At 73.3% G+C, this 17,291-nt stretch carries 19 protein-coding genes; 11 read left to right on the forward strand and 8 right to left on the reverse strand.

The genetic code is table 11. The features are described from left to right. Positions 1-27: 27 nt before the first annotated feature. Both E2B92_RS09770 and E2B92_RS09775 read right to left on the reverse strand, forming a co-directional pair. Positions 28-261 (reverse strand): DUF3263 domain-containing protein, encoded by a 234-nt coding sequence (locus E2B92_RS09770; RefSeq protein ID WP_126887524.1) that lies wholly within the window; start codon positions 259-261, stop codon positions 28-30. A gap of 13 nt (positions 262-274) precedes the next feature. Beyond that, the gene (locus tag E2B92_RS09775) at positions 275-1,555 is read right to left on the reverse strand and encodes an extracellular solute-binding protein (protein ID WP_399432131.1); all 1,281 of its coding nucleotides are present in this window, start codon (positions 1,553-1,555) and stop codon (positions 275-277) included. 123 nt (positions 1,556-1,678) lie between these two features. On the opposite strand from E2B92_RS09775, the gene E2B92_RS09780 reads away from it, so the two are divergent. From E2B92_RS09780 to E2B92_RS09800, 5 genes are all read left to right on the forward strand, one after another. After that, the gene (locus E2B92_RS09780) at positions 1,679-2,587 is read left to right on the forward strand and encodes an SIS domain-containing protein (protein ID WP_126887525.1); all 909 of its coding nucleotides are present in this window, start codon (positions 1,679-1,681) and stop codon (positions 2,585-2,587) included. A 112-nt stretch (positions 2,588-2,699) separates the two neighbouring features. After that, positions 2,700-3,635 carry an ROK family protein gene (locus E2B92_RS09785; protein ID WP_126887526.1) on the forward strand — a complete coding sequence of 312 codons (936 nt, stop codon included), beginning with the start codon at positions 2,700-2,702 and terminating at the stop codon, positions 3,633-3,635. Beyond that, positions 3,635-4,843, forward strand: a complete 1,209-nt coding sequence (gene nagA / locus E2B92_RS09790) for an N-acetylglucosamine-6-phosphate deacetylase (RefSeq protein WP_126887527.1) — start codon at positions 3,635-3,637, stop codon at positions 4,841-4,843. The genes E2B92_RS09785 and nagA overlap by 1 nt, the downstream gene beginning before the upstream one ends. Positions 4,844-4,960: 117 nt before the next feature. Then, on the forward strand, positions 4,961-5,887 hold the full coding sequence (locus E2B92_RS09795; protein WP_126887528.1) for a 1-phosphofructokinase family hexose kinase: 927 nt from the start codon (positions 4,961-4,963) through the stop codon (positions 5,885-5,887). 14 nt (positions 5,888-5,901) lie between these two features. Further along, positions 5,902-6,753, forward strand: coding sequence for a class II fructose-bisphosphate aldolase (locus E2B92_RS09800; RefSeq protein WP_126887529.1), 852 nt, complete (start codon positions 5,902-5,904; stop codon positions 6,751-6,753). A gap of 15 nt (positions 6,754-6,768) precedes the next feature. On the opposite strand, the gene E2B92_RS09805 is transcribed toward E2B92_RS09800, so the two are convergent. Continuing rightward, a complete protein-coding gene (locus tag E2B92_RS09805; protein ID WP_126887530.1) occupies positions 6,769-7,707 on the reverse strand; it encodes a CBM35 domain-containing protein in 939 nt (312 codons plus the stop codon). A 65-nt stretch (positions 7,708-7,772) separates the two neighbouring features. Beyond that, complete coding sequence (cdgB, locus tag E2B92_RS09810) at positions 7,773-9,446, reverse strand: diguanylate cyclase CdgB (protein ID WP_126887531.1); 1,674 nt, start codon at positions 9,444-9,446, stop codon at positions 7,773-7,775. Between the two features lie 273 nt (positions 9,447-9,719). Here cdgB and E2B92_RS09815 point away from each other — a divergent pair, with 273 nt between their 5' ends. Next, positions 9,720-10,274, forward strand: a complete 555-nt coding sequence (locus E2B92_RS09815) for a flavin reductase family protein (protein WP_235023746.1) — start codon at positions 9,720-9,722, stop codon at positions 10,272-10,274. Between the two features lie 10 nt (positions 10,275-10,284). On the opposite strand, the gene arfB is transcribed toward E2B92_RS09815, so the two are convergent. Next, positions 10,285-10,713: an alternative ribosome rescue aminoacyl-tRNA hydrolase ArfB gene (gene arfB / locus E2B92_RS09820; protein ID WP_126887532.1), complete on the reverse strand. Its 429-nt coding sequence runs from the start codon at positions 10,711-10,713 to the stop codon at positions 10,285-10,287. Positions 10,714-10,830: 117 nt separating this feature from the next. Between arfB and E2B92_RS09825 the strand changes: the two genes are divergently transcribed. Beyond that, a complete protein-coding gene (locus E2B92_RS09825; protein ID WP_126887533.1) occupies positions 10,831-11,406 on the forward strand; it encodes a TerD family protein in 576 nt (191 codons plus the stop codon). A gap of 61 nt (positions 11,407-11,467) precedes the next feature. Then, positions 11,468-11,980: a GNAT family N-acetyltransferase gene (locus E2B92_RS09830; protein ID WP_126887534.1), complete on the forward strand. Its 513-nt coding sequence runs from the start codon at positions 11,468-11,470 to the stop codon at positions 11,978-11,980. Positions 11,981-11,988: 8 nt separating this feature from the next. Here E2B92_RS09830 and E2B92_RS09835 read toward each other — a convergent pair whose 3' ends face one another. Next, a complete protein-coding gene (locus tag E2B92_RS09835; protein ID WP_126887535.1) occupies positions 11,989-13,374 on the reverse strand; it encodes a M1 family metallopeptidase in 1,386 nt (461 codons plus the stop codon). A gap of 20 nt (positions 13,375-13,394) precedes the next feature. Further along, positions 13,395-13,970 carry a GlcG/HbpS family heme-binding protein gene (locus E2B92_RS09840; protein ID WP_126887536.1) on the reverse strand — a complete coding sequence of 192 codons (576 nt, stop codon included), beginning with the start codon at positions 13,968-13,970 and terminating at the stop codon, positions 13,395-13,397. Between the two features lie 78 nt (positions 13,971-14,048). On the opposite strand from E2B92_RS09840, the gene E2B92_RS09845 reads away from it, so the two are divergent. Both E2B92_RS09845 and E2B92_RS09850 read left to right on the forward strand, forming a co-directional pair. Next, positions 14,049-15,185, forward strand: a complete 1,137-nt coding sequence (locus E2B92_RS09845) for a sensor histidine kinase (RefSeq protein ID WP_126887537.1) — start codon at positions 14,049-14,051, stop codon at positions 15,183-15,185. Continuing rightward, entirely contained in the window at positions 15,182-15,787 is a 606-nt protein-coding gene (locus tag E2B92_RS09850) for a response regulator (RefSeq protein ID WP_126887538.1), read from the forward strand. The genes E2B92_RS09845 and E2B92_RS09850 overlap by 4 nt, the downstream gene beginning before the upstream one ends. A 4-nt stretch (positions 15,788-15,791) precedes the next feature. Here E2B92_RS09850 and E2B92_RS09855 read toward each other — a convergent pair whose 3' ends face one another. Then, positions 15,792-16,520, reverse strand: a complete 729-nt coding sequence (locus tag E2B92_RS09855; protein ID WP_235023747.1) for a Uma2 family endonuclease — start codon at positions 16,518-16,520, stop codon at positions 15,792-15,794. Positions 16,521-16,646: 126 nt separating this feature from the next. On the opposite strand from E2B92_RS09855, the gene E2B92_RS09860 reads away from it, so the two are divergent. Then, positions 16,647-17,147, forward strand: coding sequence for a hypothetical protein (locus E2B92_RS09860; protein WP_126887539.1), 501 nt, complete (start codon positions 16,647-16,649; stop codon positions 17,145-17,147). Positions 17,148-17,291 lie beyond the last annotated feature (144 nt).

The raw sequence follows: 17,291 nt of genomic DNA on the forward strand, positions 1-17,291 counted from the left end.
CTATCCAGGGCCCCGCCCGCGCACACCTCAGCGCCGCGCCTCCCGTGACGCCCGTACGCGCCGCAGGCGGTTGACGGTGACGGGGTCGTGCCGGAGGGCCCTCGGGTCGTCGAGGAGCGCGTTGAGAAGCTGGTAGTAGCGGGTGGGCGACAGCCCCAGTTGCTCGCGTATCGCGCGTTCCTTGGCGCCGGGGCCGGGCCAGGAGCGCCCTTCCATGGCGAGGACGGCCCGGTCCCGGTCGGTGAGTGGCTCGGCGGTCATATGAGCAACATAGTTACTCGGCCGCTTCGGCGTCCTCGGCGTCCCGCTGTATGCCGGACAGCACGGTGTCCGGGTCGCCTCCGGGGGCGACGGCCTTGCCGATGTTCTGCTTGACGCTCTCGCTCACCTTGGCCCAGGAGGTCTGGCCCACGGGGTACAGCTCGGAGGTGGGCAGCTCCTCGAGGAACGGCCACAGGTCCTTGTGCCGGGCGTCGGCGCGCATGGCGGTGCTGGCGGTGGTGGTGACGGGGAGGATGTCGTACTGGTCGGAGAAGGCCAGCACGTTCTTGTCCTCGTACACGTAGGTGAGGAACGCGCCGATCTCCTTGCGGTGCTCGTTCTGCTTGAACGCCATCATCCAGTCGGCCACGCCCATCGCGGGCCTGGATTCGCCGTCCGGGCTGGGCAGCGGCACCATGCCGACCTCGACGCCGGCCTTCTCGGCGGCCTCCATCAGGGTGGGGTGGCCGTTGAGCATGCCGACGTCGCCGCGGACGAAGGCGTCGAAGGCTTCCTGGCGGTCGAGCTCGCCGGGGGCGACGGGGCCGGTCAGCCCGCGCCCGACCAGGTTGTTCTTCAGCCAGGTGAAGGTGGTGACGTTGGCGTTGGAGTTGATGTCGTACGAGATGTCGCTGGTGTCGCGGTAGCCGCCGCCTCCGGCGAGCATCCACATCATGGTCTCGGCCTGGGACTCCTCGGAGCCGAGCGGCAGTGCGAAGGGGTACGGGACGCCTTCGCCCTTGAGCTTCTCGGCGGCGGCGCGGATGTCGTCCCAGGTCTTGGGCGGCTTGGCGCCGGCCTTCTCGAACAGGCCCTTGTTGTAGAAGAGGAGCCGGGTGCTGGCGGCGAACGGCATGCCGTACTGGGCGCGGTCGACCTGGCCGGCCCGGCTGAGCAGGGGCAGGAAGTTGGCCTGCGTGGGGATGGGGAGGAGTTCGTCGACCTGGTAGAGCTGGCCGGCGGCGGCGTAGTCCGCGTACGCGCCGATCTGCGCGAGGTCCGGTGCCTGGCCGTTCTTGACCATGTCGGCGACCTCGCGGTCCACGTCCTTCCAGGACTTGACGTCGACGTCGACCTTGATGCCGGGGTGCTTCTGCTCGAACGAGCGGGCGACGCCGTCCCAGTACTTCTGGGAGCTGTTGTTCTGGTTGCTGCCGTAGTCGGCGGCGACCAGCTTGAGGGTCACGTCGTCGCCGCTGTCACCGGCACCGCAGCCTGACAACGTTGCCGCCATGCCCAGTGCGGCCACGGCCGCGATCAGTCCCGTACGGCGGCCCGTGTAGCGGCGCTGCACAACTCTTCCCCACCTTTGATTCCTGTGTGAACCGTGATTTTCCCACAGCGGGGATGAGGTCTACACCACCTGGGTATCGCTTGGCCAACACACCTTCTCCGCAGCAGTAGGAGCACACGGCCCATGTCACGTACCGCAGCAGAGATCGCCACCCAGCCCGCGAGCTGGCGCCGGGCCGCCGAGGCGGCGGGGTCGTTCGGGGAGGGGCTGCCCCGCCCGGGCGAGCGGGTCGCCGTGACGGGGTGCGGGACGTCGTGGTTCATGGCCATCGCGTACGCGGCGCTGCGGGAGGCGGCGGGACAGGGCGAGACGGACGCGTTCGCGTCCTCGGAGTTCCCGTCGTCGCGTGCGTACGACCGGGTCGTGGCGATCACCCGGTCGGGTACGACGACGGAGGTGTTGGACCTCTTGGCGCGACTGCGCGGGAAGGTGCCCGCGCTGGCGCTGACGGCGGACCCGAAGACGCCGGTGATGGACGCGGCGGACGCGGTGGCGGTGCTGGACTGGGCGGACGAGGAGTCGGTCGTGCAGACCCGGTTCGCGACGACGGCGCTGGCGTTCCTGCGGGCCGCGCTGGGTGACGTCCGGGGCGTGGCGGGGGTGAAGACGGTCGCCGAGGCGGCCGCCGACGCGGAGGCGGCGGTGGCGGACCCGCTGCCGGAGGCGGTGCGGGGCGCCGAGCAGTGGACGTTCCTGGGCCGGGGCTGGGGTTACGGCCTGGCGCTGGAGGCGGCGCTGAAGATGCGGGAGGCGGCGGGGGCCTGGACGGAGGCGTACCCGGCGATGGAGTACCGGCACGGCCCGATCGCGATCACCGGCCCGGGGCGGGTGGCGTGGGTCTTCGGCGCGGTGCCCGAGGGGCTGGCGGGCGAGGTGGAGCGGGTCGGCGGCACGCTCCACGCCCACCCGGGCGCCGACCCGATGGCGGACCTGGTCCGGGCGCAGCGGCTGGCGGTGGCGGTCGCCGAGGCGAAGGGGTACGACCCGGACCGGCCGCGCAACCTCACGCGCAGCGTGATCCTGGCCCCGTAGCCCCAGCGTGTGGCCTCGTGCCCCGTAGCCCCGTAGCCCATTTGTATGCAGCGGCAACAATCCACGGAAGTGGACTAGACCTTTCACGGGTTCACGAGCGACACTGTCTCCCGTGAGACACGTCATCGCCCTCGATGTGGGCGGCACCGGGATGAAGGCCGCCCTGGTCGGAACCGACGGGGCCCTGCTGTACGAGGCGCGCCGCCCGACCGGCCGGGAGCGCGGCCCCGACGCGGTCGTGGAGTCCATCCTCGGCTTCGCCGCCGAGCTGTACGCGCACGGCCGCGAGCGGTACGGCACGGGTGCCGTCGCCGCCGGTGTCGCCGTGCCCGGGATCGTCGACCCGGAGCGGGGCCTCGCCGTGTACGCGGCCAACCTCGGCTGGCGGGACGTCCCGCTGCGCGCCCTGCTCGGCGAGCGGCTCGGCGGCCTGCCGGTCGCCCTCGGGCACGACGTCCGCACCGGCGGGCTGGCCGAGGGCCGGGTGGGGGCCGGGCGCGGCGCCGACCGGTTCCTCTTCGTGCCGCTGGGCACCGGCATCGCGGGCGCCATCGGCATCGGCGGCGCCATCGAGGCGGGCGCGCACGGGTACGCGGGCGAGATCGGCCACATCGTGGTGCGCCCCGGCGGGCCGGCCTGCGGCTGCGGGCAGCGCGGCTGCCTGGAGACGCTCGCCTCGGCCTCGGCCGTGTCGCGGGCCTGGGCGGCGGCCAGCGGTGACGCCGGGGCGGACGCGGCGGACTGCGCCAAGGCCGTCGAGTCGGGCGACGAACGGGCCGTGGGGGTGTGGCGGGAGGCGGTGGACGCGCTCGCCGACGGGCTGGTCACGGCGCTCACCCTGCTGGACCCGCGCACGCTCATCATCGGTGGCGGCCTCGCGGAGGCGGGGGAAACGTTGTTCACACCCCTTCGGGCGGCCGTCGAGGAGCGCGTGACGTTCCAGAAGCTGCCCGCCATCGTGCCGGCGGCCCTCGGGGACACCGCCGGATGCCTGGGCGCGGGCCTCCTCGCCTGGGACCTACTCGCCAGTTCGGAGGTATCCGCCTGATGGCCGATCGCAAGGTTCTCGCCGGCGCCCGCGTGGTGCTGCCGACCGGGATCGTGGACGACGGGCGGGTGATCGTCGAAGGCGGCCGGATCACCGGGGTGACCCCGGCCGGGCCCGCCGCACCGGCCGGTACCGCGCCGGGCGGCGCGGGCCACGCCCCGGCGGGCGACGCCTCCGGGCCGGCCGTCGACCTGACCGGCCACTGGGTGGTGCCCGGGTTCGTCGACATGCACAACCACGGCGGCGGGGGCGCCTCGTTCACCTCCGGCACGGTCGGGGAGGTCCTCAAGGGCGTCCACACCCACCGCCTGCACGGCACGACCACGATCGTCGCCTCCACCGTCACCGGCGAGATGGACTTCCTCGCGCACCGCGCCGGGGAGCTCTCGGAGCTCGCCGAGCAGGGCGACATCGCGGGCATCCACTTCGAGGGCCCGTTCATCTCGCCGTGCCGCAAGGGCGCCCACAGCGAGGCGCTGCTGCGCGACCCGGACCCGGCCGAGGTGCGCAAGCTGATCGACGCGGCGCGCGGCCACGCCAGGATGGTCACCCTCGCCACCGAACTGCCCGGCGGCATCGACTCCGTACGCCTGCTGGCCGAGCACGGCGTCATCGCCGCGATCGGGCACACGGACGCCACGTACGAGCAGACCGTCGAGGCGATCGACGCGGGCGCCACCGTCGCCACGCACCTCTACAACGCGATGCCCGCCCTCGGCCACCGCGCGCCCGGCCCGATCGCCGCGCTGCTGGAGGACGAGCGGGTCACCGTCGAGCTCATCAACGACGGCACCCATCTGCACCCCGCCGCCCTGGAACTGGCGTTCCATCACGCGGGCCCGGAGCGCGTCGCGTTCATCACGGACGCCATGGACGCCGCGGGCTTCGGCGACGGTGTCTACCACCTGGGCCCGCTGGAGGTGGAGGTCCGCGAGGGCGTCGCCCGGCTGGTGGAGGGCGGCTCGATCGCGGGGTCCACGCTCACCCTCGACACCGCGTTCAAGCGGGCCGCGACCATCGACGGGCTGCCCGTCGAGTCGATCGTGCGCGCGGTCTCCGCCAACCCGGCGAAACTGCTCGGCGTGGACGACCGGGTCGGCTCTCTCGAACCCGGCAAGGACGCCGATCTGGTGATCCTCGACGACACGTTCACCCTGGTGGGTGTCATGCGTAAGGGCGAATGGGTGATTGAGCCCCAACTGCGCTGATTTTTGATCGAATTACTGCAAGGCGGTTGGGCCGGGGGACTGGGCCAACCGCCTTCGGTTTGGCATGATCAGGGCCCGGAAGCGGAAGCGGACGCGCACGTCTCGGGGGTGTTACGGGTGATCCTGACGGTCACGCTCAACACCGCGCTCGACATCACCTACAAGGTCGACGCCCTCACCCCGCACGCCTCCCACCGCGTCACCGACGTCGCCGAACGCCCCGGCGGGAAGGGCGTCAACGTCGCCCGCGTCCTCGCCGCCCTCGGCCACGACACCGTGGTCACCGGCTTCGCGGGCGGCCCCACCGGCGACGTCCTGCGCACCCTGCTAGCGCCCCTGCCCGTGCGCGACGCGCTCGTCCCCGTCGCCGGCACCACCCGCCGCACCGTCGCGGTCGTGGACGCGTCGACCGGCGACACCACGCAGCTCAACGAGCCCGGCCCGACGCTCGACCCCGCCGAGTGGTCCGCCTTCGTCACCGTGTACGAGGAGCTGGTACGGCAGGCCGACGCCGTCGCCCTGTGCGGCAGCCTGCCGCCCGGCATCCACGTCGGGGCGTACGCGGAGCTGGTGCGCCGCGCCCGCGCCGCGTCCGTGCCGGTCCTGCTGGACACCAGCGGCGAGCCGCTGCGCCGGGGCATCGCCGCCCGGCCCGACCTGGTCAAGCCCAACGCCGACGAACTGGCCCGGCTCACCGGCGCCCGCGAACCGCTGCGCGCGACACGCGACGCCCGCCGCCGGGGCGCGCACGCCGTGGTCGCCTCGCTCGGGCCGGAGGGGCTGCTCGCGGTCACCCCGGACGGCACCTGGCGGGCGGCCCCGCCGGCGGCGGTGAAGGGCAATCCGACCGGCGCGGGCGACTCAGCGGTGGCGGGCCTGCTGGCCGGCCTGGTGGAGGGCGCGCCGTGGCCGGAGCGGCTGGCACGGGCGGTGGCGCTGTCCACGGCGACGGTGCTGGCACCGGCGGCGGGCGAGTTCGACATGACGACGTACCGGGAAACCCTCTCCCGCGTCACGGTGACGGAGCACGCCACGGCCGCTTGATGGAGGTACCGCACATGCCCCTCGTCCCCACCGGCGAACTGATCGCCCGGGCCCGGTCCGCGGGCGGCGCCGTCGCCGCGTTCAACGTCATCACGCTGGAGCACGCGGAGGCCATCGCGGCGGGGGCCGAACGGGTGGGGCGGCCCGCGATCCTCCAGATCTCCGAGAACGCGGTGAAGTTCCACGGCGGCGACCTGTCCGCGATCGCGGCCGCGGCGGCCGCCGTCGCCCGCGGGTCCACCGCGCCGCTCGGCCTGCACCTGGACCACGTGGTCTCCCCCGACCTGCTGCGCGCCGCGCACAGCGAGGGCTTCAGCTCCGTGATGTTCGACGCCTCGAAGCTCTCCTACGGGGACAACGTCAAGGCCACGGCCGAGGCGGTGCGCTGGGGCCACGAACGCGGCGTCTGGGTGGAGGCCGAGCTGGGCAGGGTCGGCGGCAAGGACGGCGAACCACCCCTCGACGCCCACACCCCGGGCGTCCGCACGGACCCGGCCGAGGCCGCCGCGTACGTCGCGGACACGGGCGTGGACGCGCTGGCCGTCGCGGTCGGCTCCACCCACGCGATGACCCGCCGCACGGCGACCCTGGACCACACCCTGATCGCCTCCCTCCGCGCCGCCGTCCCCGTCCCCCTGGTCCTGCACGGCTCCTCGGGTGTCCCGGACCCCGAACTGCGCGCGGCCGTCGCGGCCGGCATGACCAAGATCAACATCGGCACGGCCCTGAACACGGCCTTCACCACCACGGTCCGCGACCACCTGGCCGCCCACCCCACGGTGGTCGACCCCCGCACCTACCTCACCACCGCCCGCGAGGCGATGACCTCGACGGTGGCGCACTTCCTCGCGGTGATCGCCTCCTGAGCCGCCTCCGGCGCGTCAGTCGGCCCGGACCTCCAGCCAGTCGAGCAGGGCGTCGCACTGGTTGCCCTGCTCGCAGGAGATCTTGAGCTCGTTCTCGCCCTTCTGGAGGGTGACCGGCGCCCAGGTGGTCTGCCAGTTCTTCTCCAGGTTCGGGTCCGTGGAGTGGATGAAGTTCTTCAGACCGAGCGGATTGGAGTTGGCCTTGCCGTTGACGGTCAGGGTCGCGTTGGCGTCCTTCGCCGGGATGGCGTACCGCACGTACAGCTTGTAGTCGCCCTTCTCCGGGACGTCCGCCTTCCACGTGACGGAGGCGCCCACGGCGTTGAAGCCCGTCACGTAGGCGCCGTCGGTGCCTTCGGCGCCCTTCACGTCCTTGGCGAGCATCGCGGGCGCACCGAGCTGGAGCGTCGCCGCGTCCTGCTTGGGGAGTTCGACGGGCTGGTCGGCGGAGTCGGAGGGCTTGGGGGTGGGGGACTCCTTGACCGCCGTGGGCGCGGGGGACTGGCCGCCCGCGTTGGTCTTCTTGTCGTCCGAGCCCGTGTTCGTCAGTACGGCGACCGTGATTCCGGTCACCACGACCGCGACCACCGCGAGCGCGCCGATCAGCAGGCCCTTGGTGTTCGGGCCGCCGCCGCGGCCGCCGCCGCGCGGGGGCTGGGCCGGGGGCGCCGGCCGGGCGCGGTCGGCGCCCGGGTAGGTCTCGGGGGCCGCGTACTGGGGGCTCGGCTGGGCGTACTGCTGCTGCGGCACCTGGCCGTACTGGCGCTCGCCGACCGCCCTGACCTGGTTGTACGACCTTCTGGGCACACCCGGCTGAGCGGCCGGACCCGGATAGCCGTAGCCGCCGCCCTGCGGCGCCTGCGCGCCCGCCGCCTGCCCGTCCGCGTACAGGTAGCCGAACGGATCGTCGTCCTCGGGCGTGCCCGCGCCGTTGCCGTTATTACCGGCAGCCATCCCTGGTCACTCCTCATCGCTGCTAGCCAGCGGTCACCGACCCGGGCGAGCCTACCCCGAACGGTCTACCCCGCCCGGCGGTGAACCTTCGCACGGGAGCGCTTCTCGATGTACATGCGCTGGTCAGCGGAGTTCAGCACCTCTTCGACGGACATGCCGCATTCCGCCCAGCCGATGCCGAAACTGGCCCCCACGCGCACCGCGCGGCCGTCCACCCGGATCGGGGGGATGATCGCGTTGCGGAGGCGGACCGCCAGGTCGGCGGCGTCGGCGGCACCGAGCCCGTCGGCGAGGACGACGAACTCGTCACCGCCCAGCCGGGCCACCGTGTCGCCGTCCCGCACCCCGGCGGTCAGCCGGCGCGCCACCTCGATCAGCACCGCGTCACCGGTGTGGTGCCCGAACCGGTCGTTGATCGACTTGAAGCCGTCCAGGTCGCAGAAGAGGACGGCGAGGCCCTTCGTCCCGTCGTCGACCTCGCTGTCCGGCGCGACGGCGTGCACATGGTGGTCGTACGCGCCACCGTCCGCGGCCGCGTCGAAGTCGAACCCGTCACCCCGGTAGGCGTGCTCGCCGTACTCGTACTCACCGCTGTCGTAGCTGTCGGCGTAGCCGTCGGCGCCGTGCGGCCCGGCGGCCGTCGAGCGCACCGCGTGCGGGCGGGAGCACAGCCGCGAGCTGAGCCGGGCGCGCAGCTCGGCGCTGTTGGGCAAACCGGTGAGCGCGTCGTGCGAGGCGCGGTGCGCGAGCTGGAGCTCGTGGCGCTTGCGCTCCTCGATGTCCTCGACGTGCGTGAGCAGGAAACGCGGCCCGTCGGCGGTGTCGGCCACCACCGAGTTCCGCAGGGACACCCACACGTAGGTGCCGTCGCGGCGGGCCAGGCGCAGCTCGGCGCGGCCGCCCTCGGCGGAGGTGCGCAGCAGGGTGCCGATGTCCTCGGGGTGGACCAGGTCGGCGAAGGAGTACCGGCGCATCACGGAGGAGGGGCGGCCGAGCAGCCGGCACAGCGCGTCGTTGGCGCGCAGCAGCCGGCCGTGCTGGTCGCCGCCCATCTCGGCGATGGCCATCCCGGAGGGCGCGTACTCGAACGCCTGCCGGAACGACTCCTCGCTGGCTCTCAGCGCCTGCTGCTCGCGCTCCAGGCGGACCAGGGCGCGCTGCATGTTGGCCCGCAGCCGGGCGTTGCTGATCGCGATGGCGGCCTGCGAGGCGTACATCTGGAGCGCCTCCTGGCCCCAGGGGCCGGGGCGGCGGCCGTTGCGGGGCCGGTCCACGGAGATCACGCCCAGCAGCTCGCGCCCGCTCCCGGAGGCGTACATGGGGGCGTAGAGGCGGTCGCGCGGGTGCCACTCGTCCTCGAAGCGCGGCTCGGGCCCGTCGGTGTGCCACTGGGGCACGTCGTCCTCTATCAGGACCCAGCCCTCGGTGTGCGGGATGAACCGGAGCTCGCCCCACGCCTCGCCCATGCTCAGGCGGCGTTCCCAGGAGGCGCGGGAGCCGACCCGGCCGGTGATGAGGGCCTCGGCGGCGGGGCTGCCGGAGAACGCGGCGACGACCAGGTCACCGTCGGGGCGCACCAGGTTCACACAGGCCAGCTCGTAGCCGAGCCCGGCCGTGACGCCGTCGGCGACGGTCTGCAGCGTGTCGGCCAGGCTTCGGGCCGTGTTGAGGTTGGCGACGACCTGGTGTAGTTGCCGCAGGGTCGCAAGACGGACGTACGGCTCCGACTCGGTCTCCATTGTTCGCTCTCCCCGAGACCTCGACAGCAACTCCAGGGTTCTCATCGGCGCTCGTGTTGCACTGTCCACGCCACTGAATCACAGCGAGCTGTGCCCCAGGTACACAGGGTCAACAAAACCTGCGCTCTGTGACTCAAGTCACAAAAGGATGATGTTGCTCCCGCGGCCGTACGAACCACGGGTAACCCGTCGGCCCGGCCGGGGGTCCTAGGACCAGCGGCTGGTCCTCCGGCCCGATGCGGGCGCGGTGGGGGCGAGGTTAGCGTTCCGGGTGTGTTGCCGACCACCCAGCCTCCCGCCCCCGCCGTCCCTCATGCTGAGGGGGTGAGCAACGACGAGTTCCGTGCCGCGATGTCCCGGCTGGCCGCCGGCGTGGTGCTGGTGACGGCCCACGACCCCGACGAGGGCCCCAGGGGCGAGGACGTCGGCATGACGGCCACGTCCTTCCTGTCGGTGTCGCTGGACCCACCCCTGGTGCTGGTGAGCCTGCGCGAGGGCTCCCGCATGGACGACCTGCTCGCGGAGCAGCCGCTGTGGGGCGTGTCGATCCTCGCGGAGGGCCAGCGTCAGGTCGCGGGCCGGTTCGCCATGAAGGGCCGGGTCAGCGACCGGCTGCTCTTCGCCGACCTGCCCACGACGCGGGGCGGGGCGTCCGGCGCGCTGCTGGTCGACGGGGCGCTGGCGACGCTGGAGTGCCGCACGGAACAGCGCGTCGCGGCGGGCGACCACACCCTGGTCGTCGCCCGGGTGCTGTCCGTCGCCTTCCCCCACGCGGACGCCGCCGGGCCCCTCACCTACTTCCGCGGCAACTACCGGCACCTGTCCTGACGCCTGCCGCTCAGCCCCAGTCGCGGGCGGAACGGCCGCGCTTGGTCTCGGACCGCTGCTTCTTCTCGCGCAGCCGGCGCTCATTGATGCCGCGCGGGATCTTCGTCGGGCGGCGCGGCTTGGGCGGCGGGGCCGTCGCCTCGGCCAGCAGCGACGCGAGCCGCACCGCCGCCGTCTCGCGGTTGCGCCACTGCGAGCGGTGCTCGGAGGCGCGGACGGTGAGCACCCCGCCGACCAGGCGCGGGCCCAGCCGCTCCAGCGCGCGTTCCTTCCACACCGGTGGCAGCGCCTCGGTGCGCGCCAGGTCGAAACGCAGCTCCACCTGGGAGTCGCTGGTGTTCACGTGCTGCCCGCCCGGCCCGGACGACCGGGAGAAACGCCACATGAGCTCGGCCTCCGGCAGGCAGACCGAACCGCGGATGACATGGGGACCGGACATGCCCCCATGGTCCCCGGCCCGACGCGGTCACGTCACCCCGTTTTCCGATCGTGGAACCAGGCCGCCGCCCGGCGCGTTATCCCCAACGACGTACGGACGACGAAAGGGACTCTTCCAATGGCTGTAAGCCTGTCCAAGGGCGGCAACGTCTCGCTGACCAAGGAGGCGCCGGGTCTGACCGCCGTCACTGTGGGCCTCGGCTGGGACGTCCGTACCACCACCGGCACCGACTTCGACCTGGACGCCTCCGCCATCGGCGTGGACGGCGCGGGCAAGGTCGCGTCCGACGCGCACTTCGTCTTCTTCAACAACAAGTCCACCCCGGACCAGACCATCGTCCACACCGGTGACAACCGCACCGGCGAGGGCGGCGGCGACGACGAGCAGATCAACGTGAACCTGTCGGCCCTGCCGGCCAACGTCGAGAAGATCGTCTTCCCGGTCTCCATCTACGACGCGGTCAGCCGCTCGCAGAACTTCGGCCAGGTCCGCAACGCCTACATCCGCATCGTCAACCAGGCCGGCGGCGCCGAGATCGCCCGCTACGACCTGAGCGAGGACGCCGCCACCGAGACCGCCATGGTCTTCGGCGAGCTGTACCGCCACGGCGCCGAGTGGAAGTTCCGCGCCGTCGGCCAGGGCTACGCCTCCGGCCTCGAGGGCATCGCCCGCGACTTCGGCGTCAACATCTGACGTCCGCGCACCCGTGGTGGCCCCGGCGGCGCACAGCCCGCCGGGGCCCTACTGTTTCCGCATGATCGTCGAACCGCTGGAAGTCGGCGCGGGCGGCGCCCTGCCCGGCCCGCTCCTCACCGAGCTCACCGAGCTGTACGCGTCCAACCGGGAGTTCCACCAGCTCAGCGGGGACTTCCCGGACCCCGACGACATCCGGCCGGAGCAGGTCGCCGCCTCGCTCGCCGAGGAGCTGTCCCACCCGGACACCGAGGTGCTGCTGGCCCGTTCGGCCGGGCACGTCATCGGCGTCTCGGTGACCCGCGCCCACCACCCCGACCCCGACGACCCCGACCCGTGGATCGGGCTGCTCATGGTGCACGCCCGCGACCACCGCGTCGGCTTCGGCCGCGAGCTGGCGGACATCGTCGAGAAGCGCTTCCGCGAGAAGGGCAGACGGGGCGTCAAGCTCGCCGTCCTGGCCGACAACCCCAGCGCCATCGCCTTCTGGGCGGCCCTCGGCTACGAGGAGGTCGACCGCCGCCCGGACCGGCAGCGCGGCCGCGACTGCGTCGTCATGCGCAAGGCCCTGTAGGCCGGCCGTCACCCGCCCGGCCCCGCGGGGCGGCCCCGGCCGTACAGCCAGGTGTCCCACACCTCCGTCAGGTCCCGGCCCGCCGTCTCCTCCACGTACCGCACGAAGTCGTCCGTCGAGGCGTTGCCGTGCCGGTGCGCGGCGGGCCAGCCCCGCAGGACGCGGAAGAACGCCTTGTCGCCGACGGCCAGGCGGACGCGGTGCAGCACCATCGCGCCCCGGCCGTACACGGGCGGGCCGGAGATGTCGGCGGCCGTGGGCGGGTCGGCGGGCGGGAACGCCCAGTTCTCCTCCTCCGCGAACGCCTCGTCGAAGCTCTCCTGGACCGGCTTGTCCCCGAAGTCCTCGGCGTACAGCCACTCGGCGTACGTCGCGAAGCTCTCGTTCAGCCACATGTCCCGCCACGACGCGGGCGACACCGAGTTGCCGTACCACTGGTGGGCGATCTCGTGGACGAGCGTGGAGGCGTCGAACGTGCCGGTGCCGAAGAACGGCCTGTTCTGCGTCTCCAGCGCGTACCCGGCGTCCAGCCCCGGGTCCACGATCGCCCCGGCGGACGAGAAGGGGTAGGGGCCGAACATCTCCGCCTCCCACTCCAGCAGCTCGGGGATGCGGGCGAGGAGCGCCGGGTTGCCCCGCGCGGCGGTGTGGACGGGGATGCCGGAGTCGGTACGGGCCGTCCTCGTCTCGTACCGGCCGATGGCGAGCGTCGCCAGGTAGCTCGCCATCGGCTCGGCCGAGCGCCAGGTGAAGGTGGTGCGGCCGCCGCCGGTCCGCCGGTTCACCGGTTCGCCGTTGGACACGGCCTCAAGGCCCTCGGGCACGGTGACGGTGACGCGGTAGGTGGCCTTGTCGGACGGGTGGTGGTTGCCCGGGAACCAGGCCGTCGAGCCAGTCGGCTCGCCGAGCGCGACCGCCCCGTCGGCGGTCCGCAGCCACCCTTCCCGGGCGCCCTCCTCGTCGGTGATCGTGGCGGGCGTGCCGGAGTAGCGGACGACGGTGCGGAAGGTGGCGCCGTGCCGCACGTCGCCCTTCGGCCGCAGCGTGACCTCGGCGCCCTCGCGGTGGACGGCGGCGGGCTCACCGTCGACGGTGGCGCCGTGGACGGTGAGCCCGGTGAGGTCGAGGTTGAAGGCGCTGAGCGCCTGGGTGGCGCGGGCCGTGATGTCGGCCGTGCCGGTGAGGCGGCCGGTGCGCGGCTCGTAGGCGAGCGTCAGGGCGTAGTGGCGTACGTCGTAGCCGCCGTTGCCGAGCTGCGGGAAGTACGGGTCGCGCAGCCCGGCCGCCCCCGGCTCACCGCCCCCGTCGCGGCCGCCGTCACCGGTGCAGCCGGTCAGGGCGGCGGCGAGCAGCACGGCGACGGCGGCGAGGGCCCGGGGGCGGCGGAGGTCCACTCCGTGATCGTACGGAGGGATCAGCGGCTGAGCGCGGCCACACCCGCCTGCGCGAACTTCTCGTCCAGGGCGCCGCTCGGCGCACCGGCCACGCCGATGCCGGCGATCGGCGCGCCCTTGGCGGTGACGGGGGCGCCGCCCGCCAGGAACAGGGTGCCGGGGATGTCCTTGAGGTTCGGGGCGCTCTCCAGCCGCTTGGCCAGCTCGGACGTGGGCGCGTTCCAGGACACGGCGGTGAACGCCTTGCGCTCGGCCGACTCGTAGGACTGCGGGCCGGCGCCGTCGCCGCGCAGGGTGACGACGGTGCTGCCGTTGCGGTCGACCACGGCGACCGTGACGCGCTGGTTCTCCGCCTCGGCGGCGTCCAGGGCGGCCTGGGCGGCCCGGGTGGCGGCGTCGATCGTCAGGTGCGTGGACTGCGTCAGGTCCCGGGGGTGGGCGGTGGTGCCGGCGGCGGCCGCGGCGGGTGCCTGGGCGGGCTCGGCGGCGTTCGCGGACAGGGCGCCGAAGGTGCCGGCGCCCAGCGCGGCGGCGGCGACCGTGCCGGTCAGGAGGCGGGCGCGCAGCGACATCGACTTCTTGGTGTGCTTCGTCATGCCTTCGATCCTGGGGGCGGGACCGGGGGCACGGGGTCAGCCGATCGGTTGATGCCGGGGCGGGCCGCGCGGGTGAGGATGGGACCGGAAAATCCGGTACGAGGAGTGGTGGACGTGGAGCAGGACCCCGACGCCCGCTGGCTGGCCCGGGTGATGCACGCCGCGTTCTTCGCGCTGCTGGGCGCCTCCCTGGCGCGGTTCCTGCTGCGGCACCCGTGGCTGGACCTGGGGCCGTGGGTGGTGGCGCTGTCGGCGGCGCTGGCGGTGCTGTACGTGCTGCCGGTGCCGCGCAGGCTGGTCTGGCTGTGCGTGGTCGTCGCCGTGTGGATGGTGCTGGTGGTGCTGGCGCCGAGCTTCGCGTGGTGCGCGGTCCCCCTCTTCTACACGGGGCTGCGGACGCTGCCGCCGCGCGCCGCGCTGGTGCTGGTCGCCCTGCTGACGGTGTTCGTGGTGGCGGCGCAGCTCCAGCTCGCGGACGGCGCGCTCGACCCGAACCTGCTGGTCGCCCCGCCCGCCGTGGCGGCCATCGCCACCGCCGTGTTCGTGCACGCCCAGCGGCAGGCCGAGCGGCTGGCCGCCACCGAGCGGCGCGAGGGCGTCCTCGCCGAACGGCAGCGCCTGTCGATGGAGATCCACGACAGCCTGACCCAGGGCCTGTCCAGCCAGCGGATGCTGCTCCAGGCCGCCGACCGCACCTGGGAGGCCGACCCGGCGGCCGCCCGCCGCCACGTCCGTACGGCCGCCTCGATCGCCGAGCACAGCCTGACCGAGGCCCGCCGGTTCGTGCACGACCTGGCGCCCGCCGACCTCGCCGGGGGCGGCGGCCTCGCGGAGGCGCTGCGCACACTGGCCGCCCGCGCGTCGGCGGACCTCCCCGTCGGCGTCCGGGTGGACGGCCCGCCCGTGCCGCTGCCGGACCGGGTGGGGTCGGCCCTGCTGCGGATCGCGCAGGGCGCCCTCGCCAACGTACGGGAGCACGCCGGTGCCACGTCCGCCGCGCTGACCCTCACCTACCTGGACGACCAGGTCGTCCTGGACGTCGCCGACGACGGGCGCGGGTTCAGCCCCGGGGCCGTGCCGCAGCCCGACGCCCGCGGACACGGCCTGCCCGCCATCCGGGCCCGCGCCGAGCAGCTCGGCGGCACCCTGACCGTCGAGTCCGCGCCCGGCGAGGGCACGGTCCTGTCCGTGTCGATCCCCCTGGGGGCCCCATGACCGAGGTACGCATCCTGCTGTGCGACGACCACGCCGTCGTACGCGCCGGACTGCTCGCGCTCCTGGGCAGCGCGCCCGGCATCGAGGTGGTGGGCGAGGCGGGCAGCGGCGAGGAGGCCGTGGCGACGGCCGCCAAGCTGCGGCCGGACGTCGTCCTGATGGACCTCCAGCTCGGCCCCGGCATCGACGGCGTGGAGGCCACGCGCCGCATCACCACCACGCTGCCCGGGGTCCGGGTGCTGGTCCTCACCACGTACGACACGGACGCCGACGTCACCCGGGCCATCGGCGCGGGCGCCACCGGCTACCTGCTGAAGGCCGAGCGCCCCGAGGAGCTGTTCGCCGCCATCCACGCGGCGGCGGAGGGCCGCCGGGCCCTGAGCCGCGTCGTCCCGCGTGACCGCGCCCCGGCCCTGACCCACCGCGAGCTGGACATCCTGGGCCAGCTCGCCCGGGGACTGAGCAACCGGGAGATCGCACGGGCCCTGTTCATCAGCGAGGCCACGGTCAAGACCCACCTCGGCCGTGTCTACGCGAAGCTGGGCGTCGACACCCGGGCGGGCGCGGTGGCGAAGGCCAAGGAGCAGCGGCTGCTGCCGTGAGGGGTCAGAACGCGCTGGTGTCGATCTCGAAGCCGAGGGGCTCGGGAAGGGGGACCATCTGCGAAAACGTGTACTTGTCCTGGCGCGTGTACGTGTCGCCCTCGGGCTTGGAGTACACGACGATCGCTCCGCCCTCCACCTGCCGGTCGATGAGCAGGTGGACCGGGATTCCGGCGCGGGCGTAGCCGAGGATCTTCGTGGCAGGGTCGTTGGCGGCGGTGGAGCGGGAGGTGACTTCGCAGACGAGCAGCACCCGGGAGGGGTCGTGGTAGTACGCCTCGGGGGCGAAGCTGCCCCTCGGCGCGATCGCGAGGTCCGGTTCGACGTGTCCGGTCATGGAGGCGCCGGGGACGTTGAGACCGATTCCCGTATAGGTCCGTAGCCGCTTGTCGGGCAGCCTGGGCATCACCTGGTGGCTCACCTCGGCCAGAATCTCCTCATGCTCGCCATTGGGCGGAGGCGTCACGTGAATATCCCCTTCGATCAATTCCACGCGCCACCCCTCCGGGGCGACCGCATTGAACACGTCGAAGGCCTTTCCCACGTCCAGGCACGGCAGCCGGCCGCTGAGTGCCCTCAGCGGGACCCAGTAGTCGGAGTCGTCGTCCTCGGCGTGGTACAGCTCGGGCCCGGGCTCCGGCTCATCCACCAGACGGGCCCTTCGCCTGTTCTTCTCGTGGTCGTACTCGTACTGCTCGCAGTCGTACTCGTACTCCGGAACGGGCAGCGCCACCGTGGCCTCCTTCGCTCAACGCGACACTGTCAGCGTGTGCCCACCGCCACTCCGGGATTCCCGAGCCCATTCATCCGAACGTGCGAGCGGTGACGTTTCCGCAGGTGGCGTGACACCATCGACCCCGTGCTCGACATCGGCTACTCCCTCTCCCGCCGCTTCCCCGACCCGCCGCAGACGGACTACCGCCACGCGGACGTCCACGCACTGCGGCACGACCTGTTCTGCGGCGACGTGTACCTCGCGGACACCAAGGCCGACCGCGAGATCTCCACGGCCTGGGGATGGGTGCCGGTGCTCGACTTCGCGTGGGCGCTGTGCGACATCGTCGAGCGGCTCGACCGCGACCCTCGCGGCAGCCGGTCCGCCCGGCCGCAGTACGCCGAACTGGACTTCACCGAGTCCACCGACCGGATGCTCTTCGAGCGCCGGTTCGGCTGGGTGGACATCGAGGCCGACTGGATGCCGGCCGAGGAACCGCCGCTCACCTTCAGCCACACCCTGCTGCGCCGGGAAGCCCGCGACTTCCTGCACGACCTGATCGCCGACCTCACCGACATGCACGAGGGCCTGGCGGACAACCCGGCGATCTGGACCCTCCAGTCCCGCTTCCCCCGCGTGCCCTGAGCACCGACCGCGCCGGCCCCCTGCCGCGCGCCCTGCCCGGCGGCTTCCGTGTTCCGGCACCCGCCCCACGACCGGCCGCCGCCCCTGACCCGGCGCCCCCGCCCCATGACCGGCCGCCGCCCCCGCTCCCGCGCACCGGCCCAC

It is taken from the genome of Streptomyces sp. WAC05374 (assembly GCF_004353505.1).
GTDB lineage: Bacteria > Actinomycetota > Actinomycetes > Streptomycetales > Streptomycetaceae > Streptomyces.

Bases quoted from the DNA above. Each gene is read 5' to 3' on its own strand.
- E2B92_RS09770 (WP_126887524.1), bottom strand. From the start codon at position 261: ATGACCGCCGAGCCACTCACCGACCGGGACCGGGCCGTCCTCGCCATG.
- nagA (WP_126887527.1), top strand. From the start codon at position 3,635: ATGGCCGATCGCAAGGTTCTCGCCGGCGCCCGCGTGGTGCTGCCGACC.
- E2B92_RS09840 (WP_126887536.1), bottom strand. From the start codon at position 13,970: ATGACGAAGCACACCAAGAAGTCGATGTCGCTGCGCGCCCGCCTCCTG.
- E2B92_RS09800 (WP_126887529.1), top strand. From the start codon at position 5,902: ATGCCCCTCGTCCCCACCGGCGAACTGATCGCCCGGGCCCGGTCCGCG.
- E2B92_RS09845 (WP_126887537.1), top strand. From the start codon at position 14,049: ATGGGACCGGAAAATCCGGTACGAGGAGTGGTGGACGTGGAGCAGGAC.
- E2B92_RS09830 (WP_126887534.1), top strand. From the start codon at position 11,468: ATGATCGTCGAACCGCTGGAAGTCGGCGCGGGCGGCGCCCTGCCCGGC.
- E2B92_RS09805 (WP_126887530.1), bottom strand. From the start codon at position 7,707: ATGGCTGCCGGTAATAACGGCAACGGCGCGGGCACGCCCGAGGACGAC.
- E2B92_RS09850 (WP_126887538.1), top strand. From the start codon at position 15,182: ATGACCGAGGTACGCATCCTGCTGTGCGACGACCACGCCGTCGTACGC.
- E2B92_RS09780 (WP_126887525.1), top strand. From the start codon at position 1,679: ATGTCACGTACCGCAGCAGAGATCGCCACCCAGCCCGCGAGCTGGCGC.
- E2B92_RS09825 (WP_126887533.1), top strand. From the start codon at position 10,831: ATGGCTGTAAGCCTGTCCAAGGGCGGCAACGTCTCGCTGACCAAGGAG.
- arfB (WP_126887532.1), bottom strand. From the start codon at position 10,713: ATGTCCGGTCCCCATGTCATCCGCGGTTCGGTCTGCCTGCCGGAGGCC.
- cdgB (WP_126887531.1), bottom strand. From the start codon at position 9,446: ATGGAGACCGAGTCGGAGCCGTACGTCCGTCTTGCGACCCTGCGGCAA.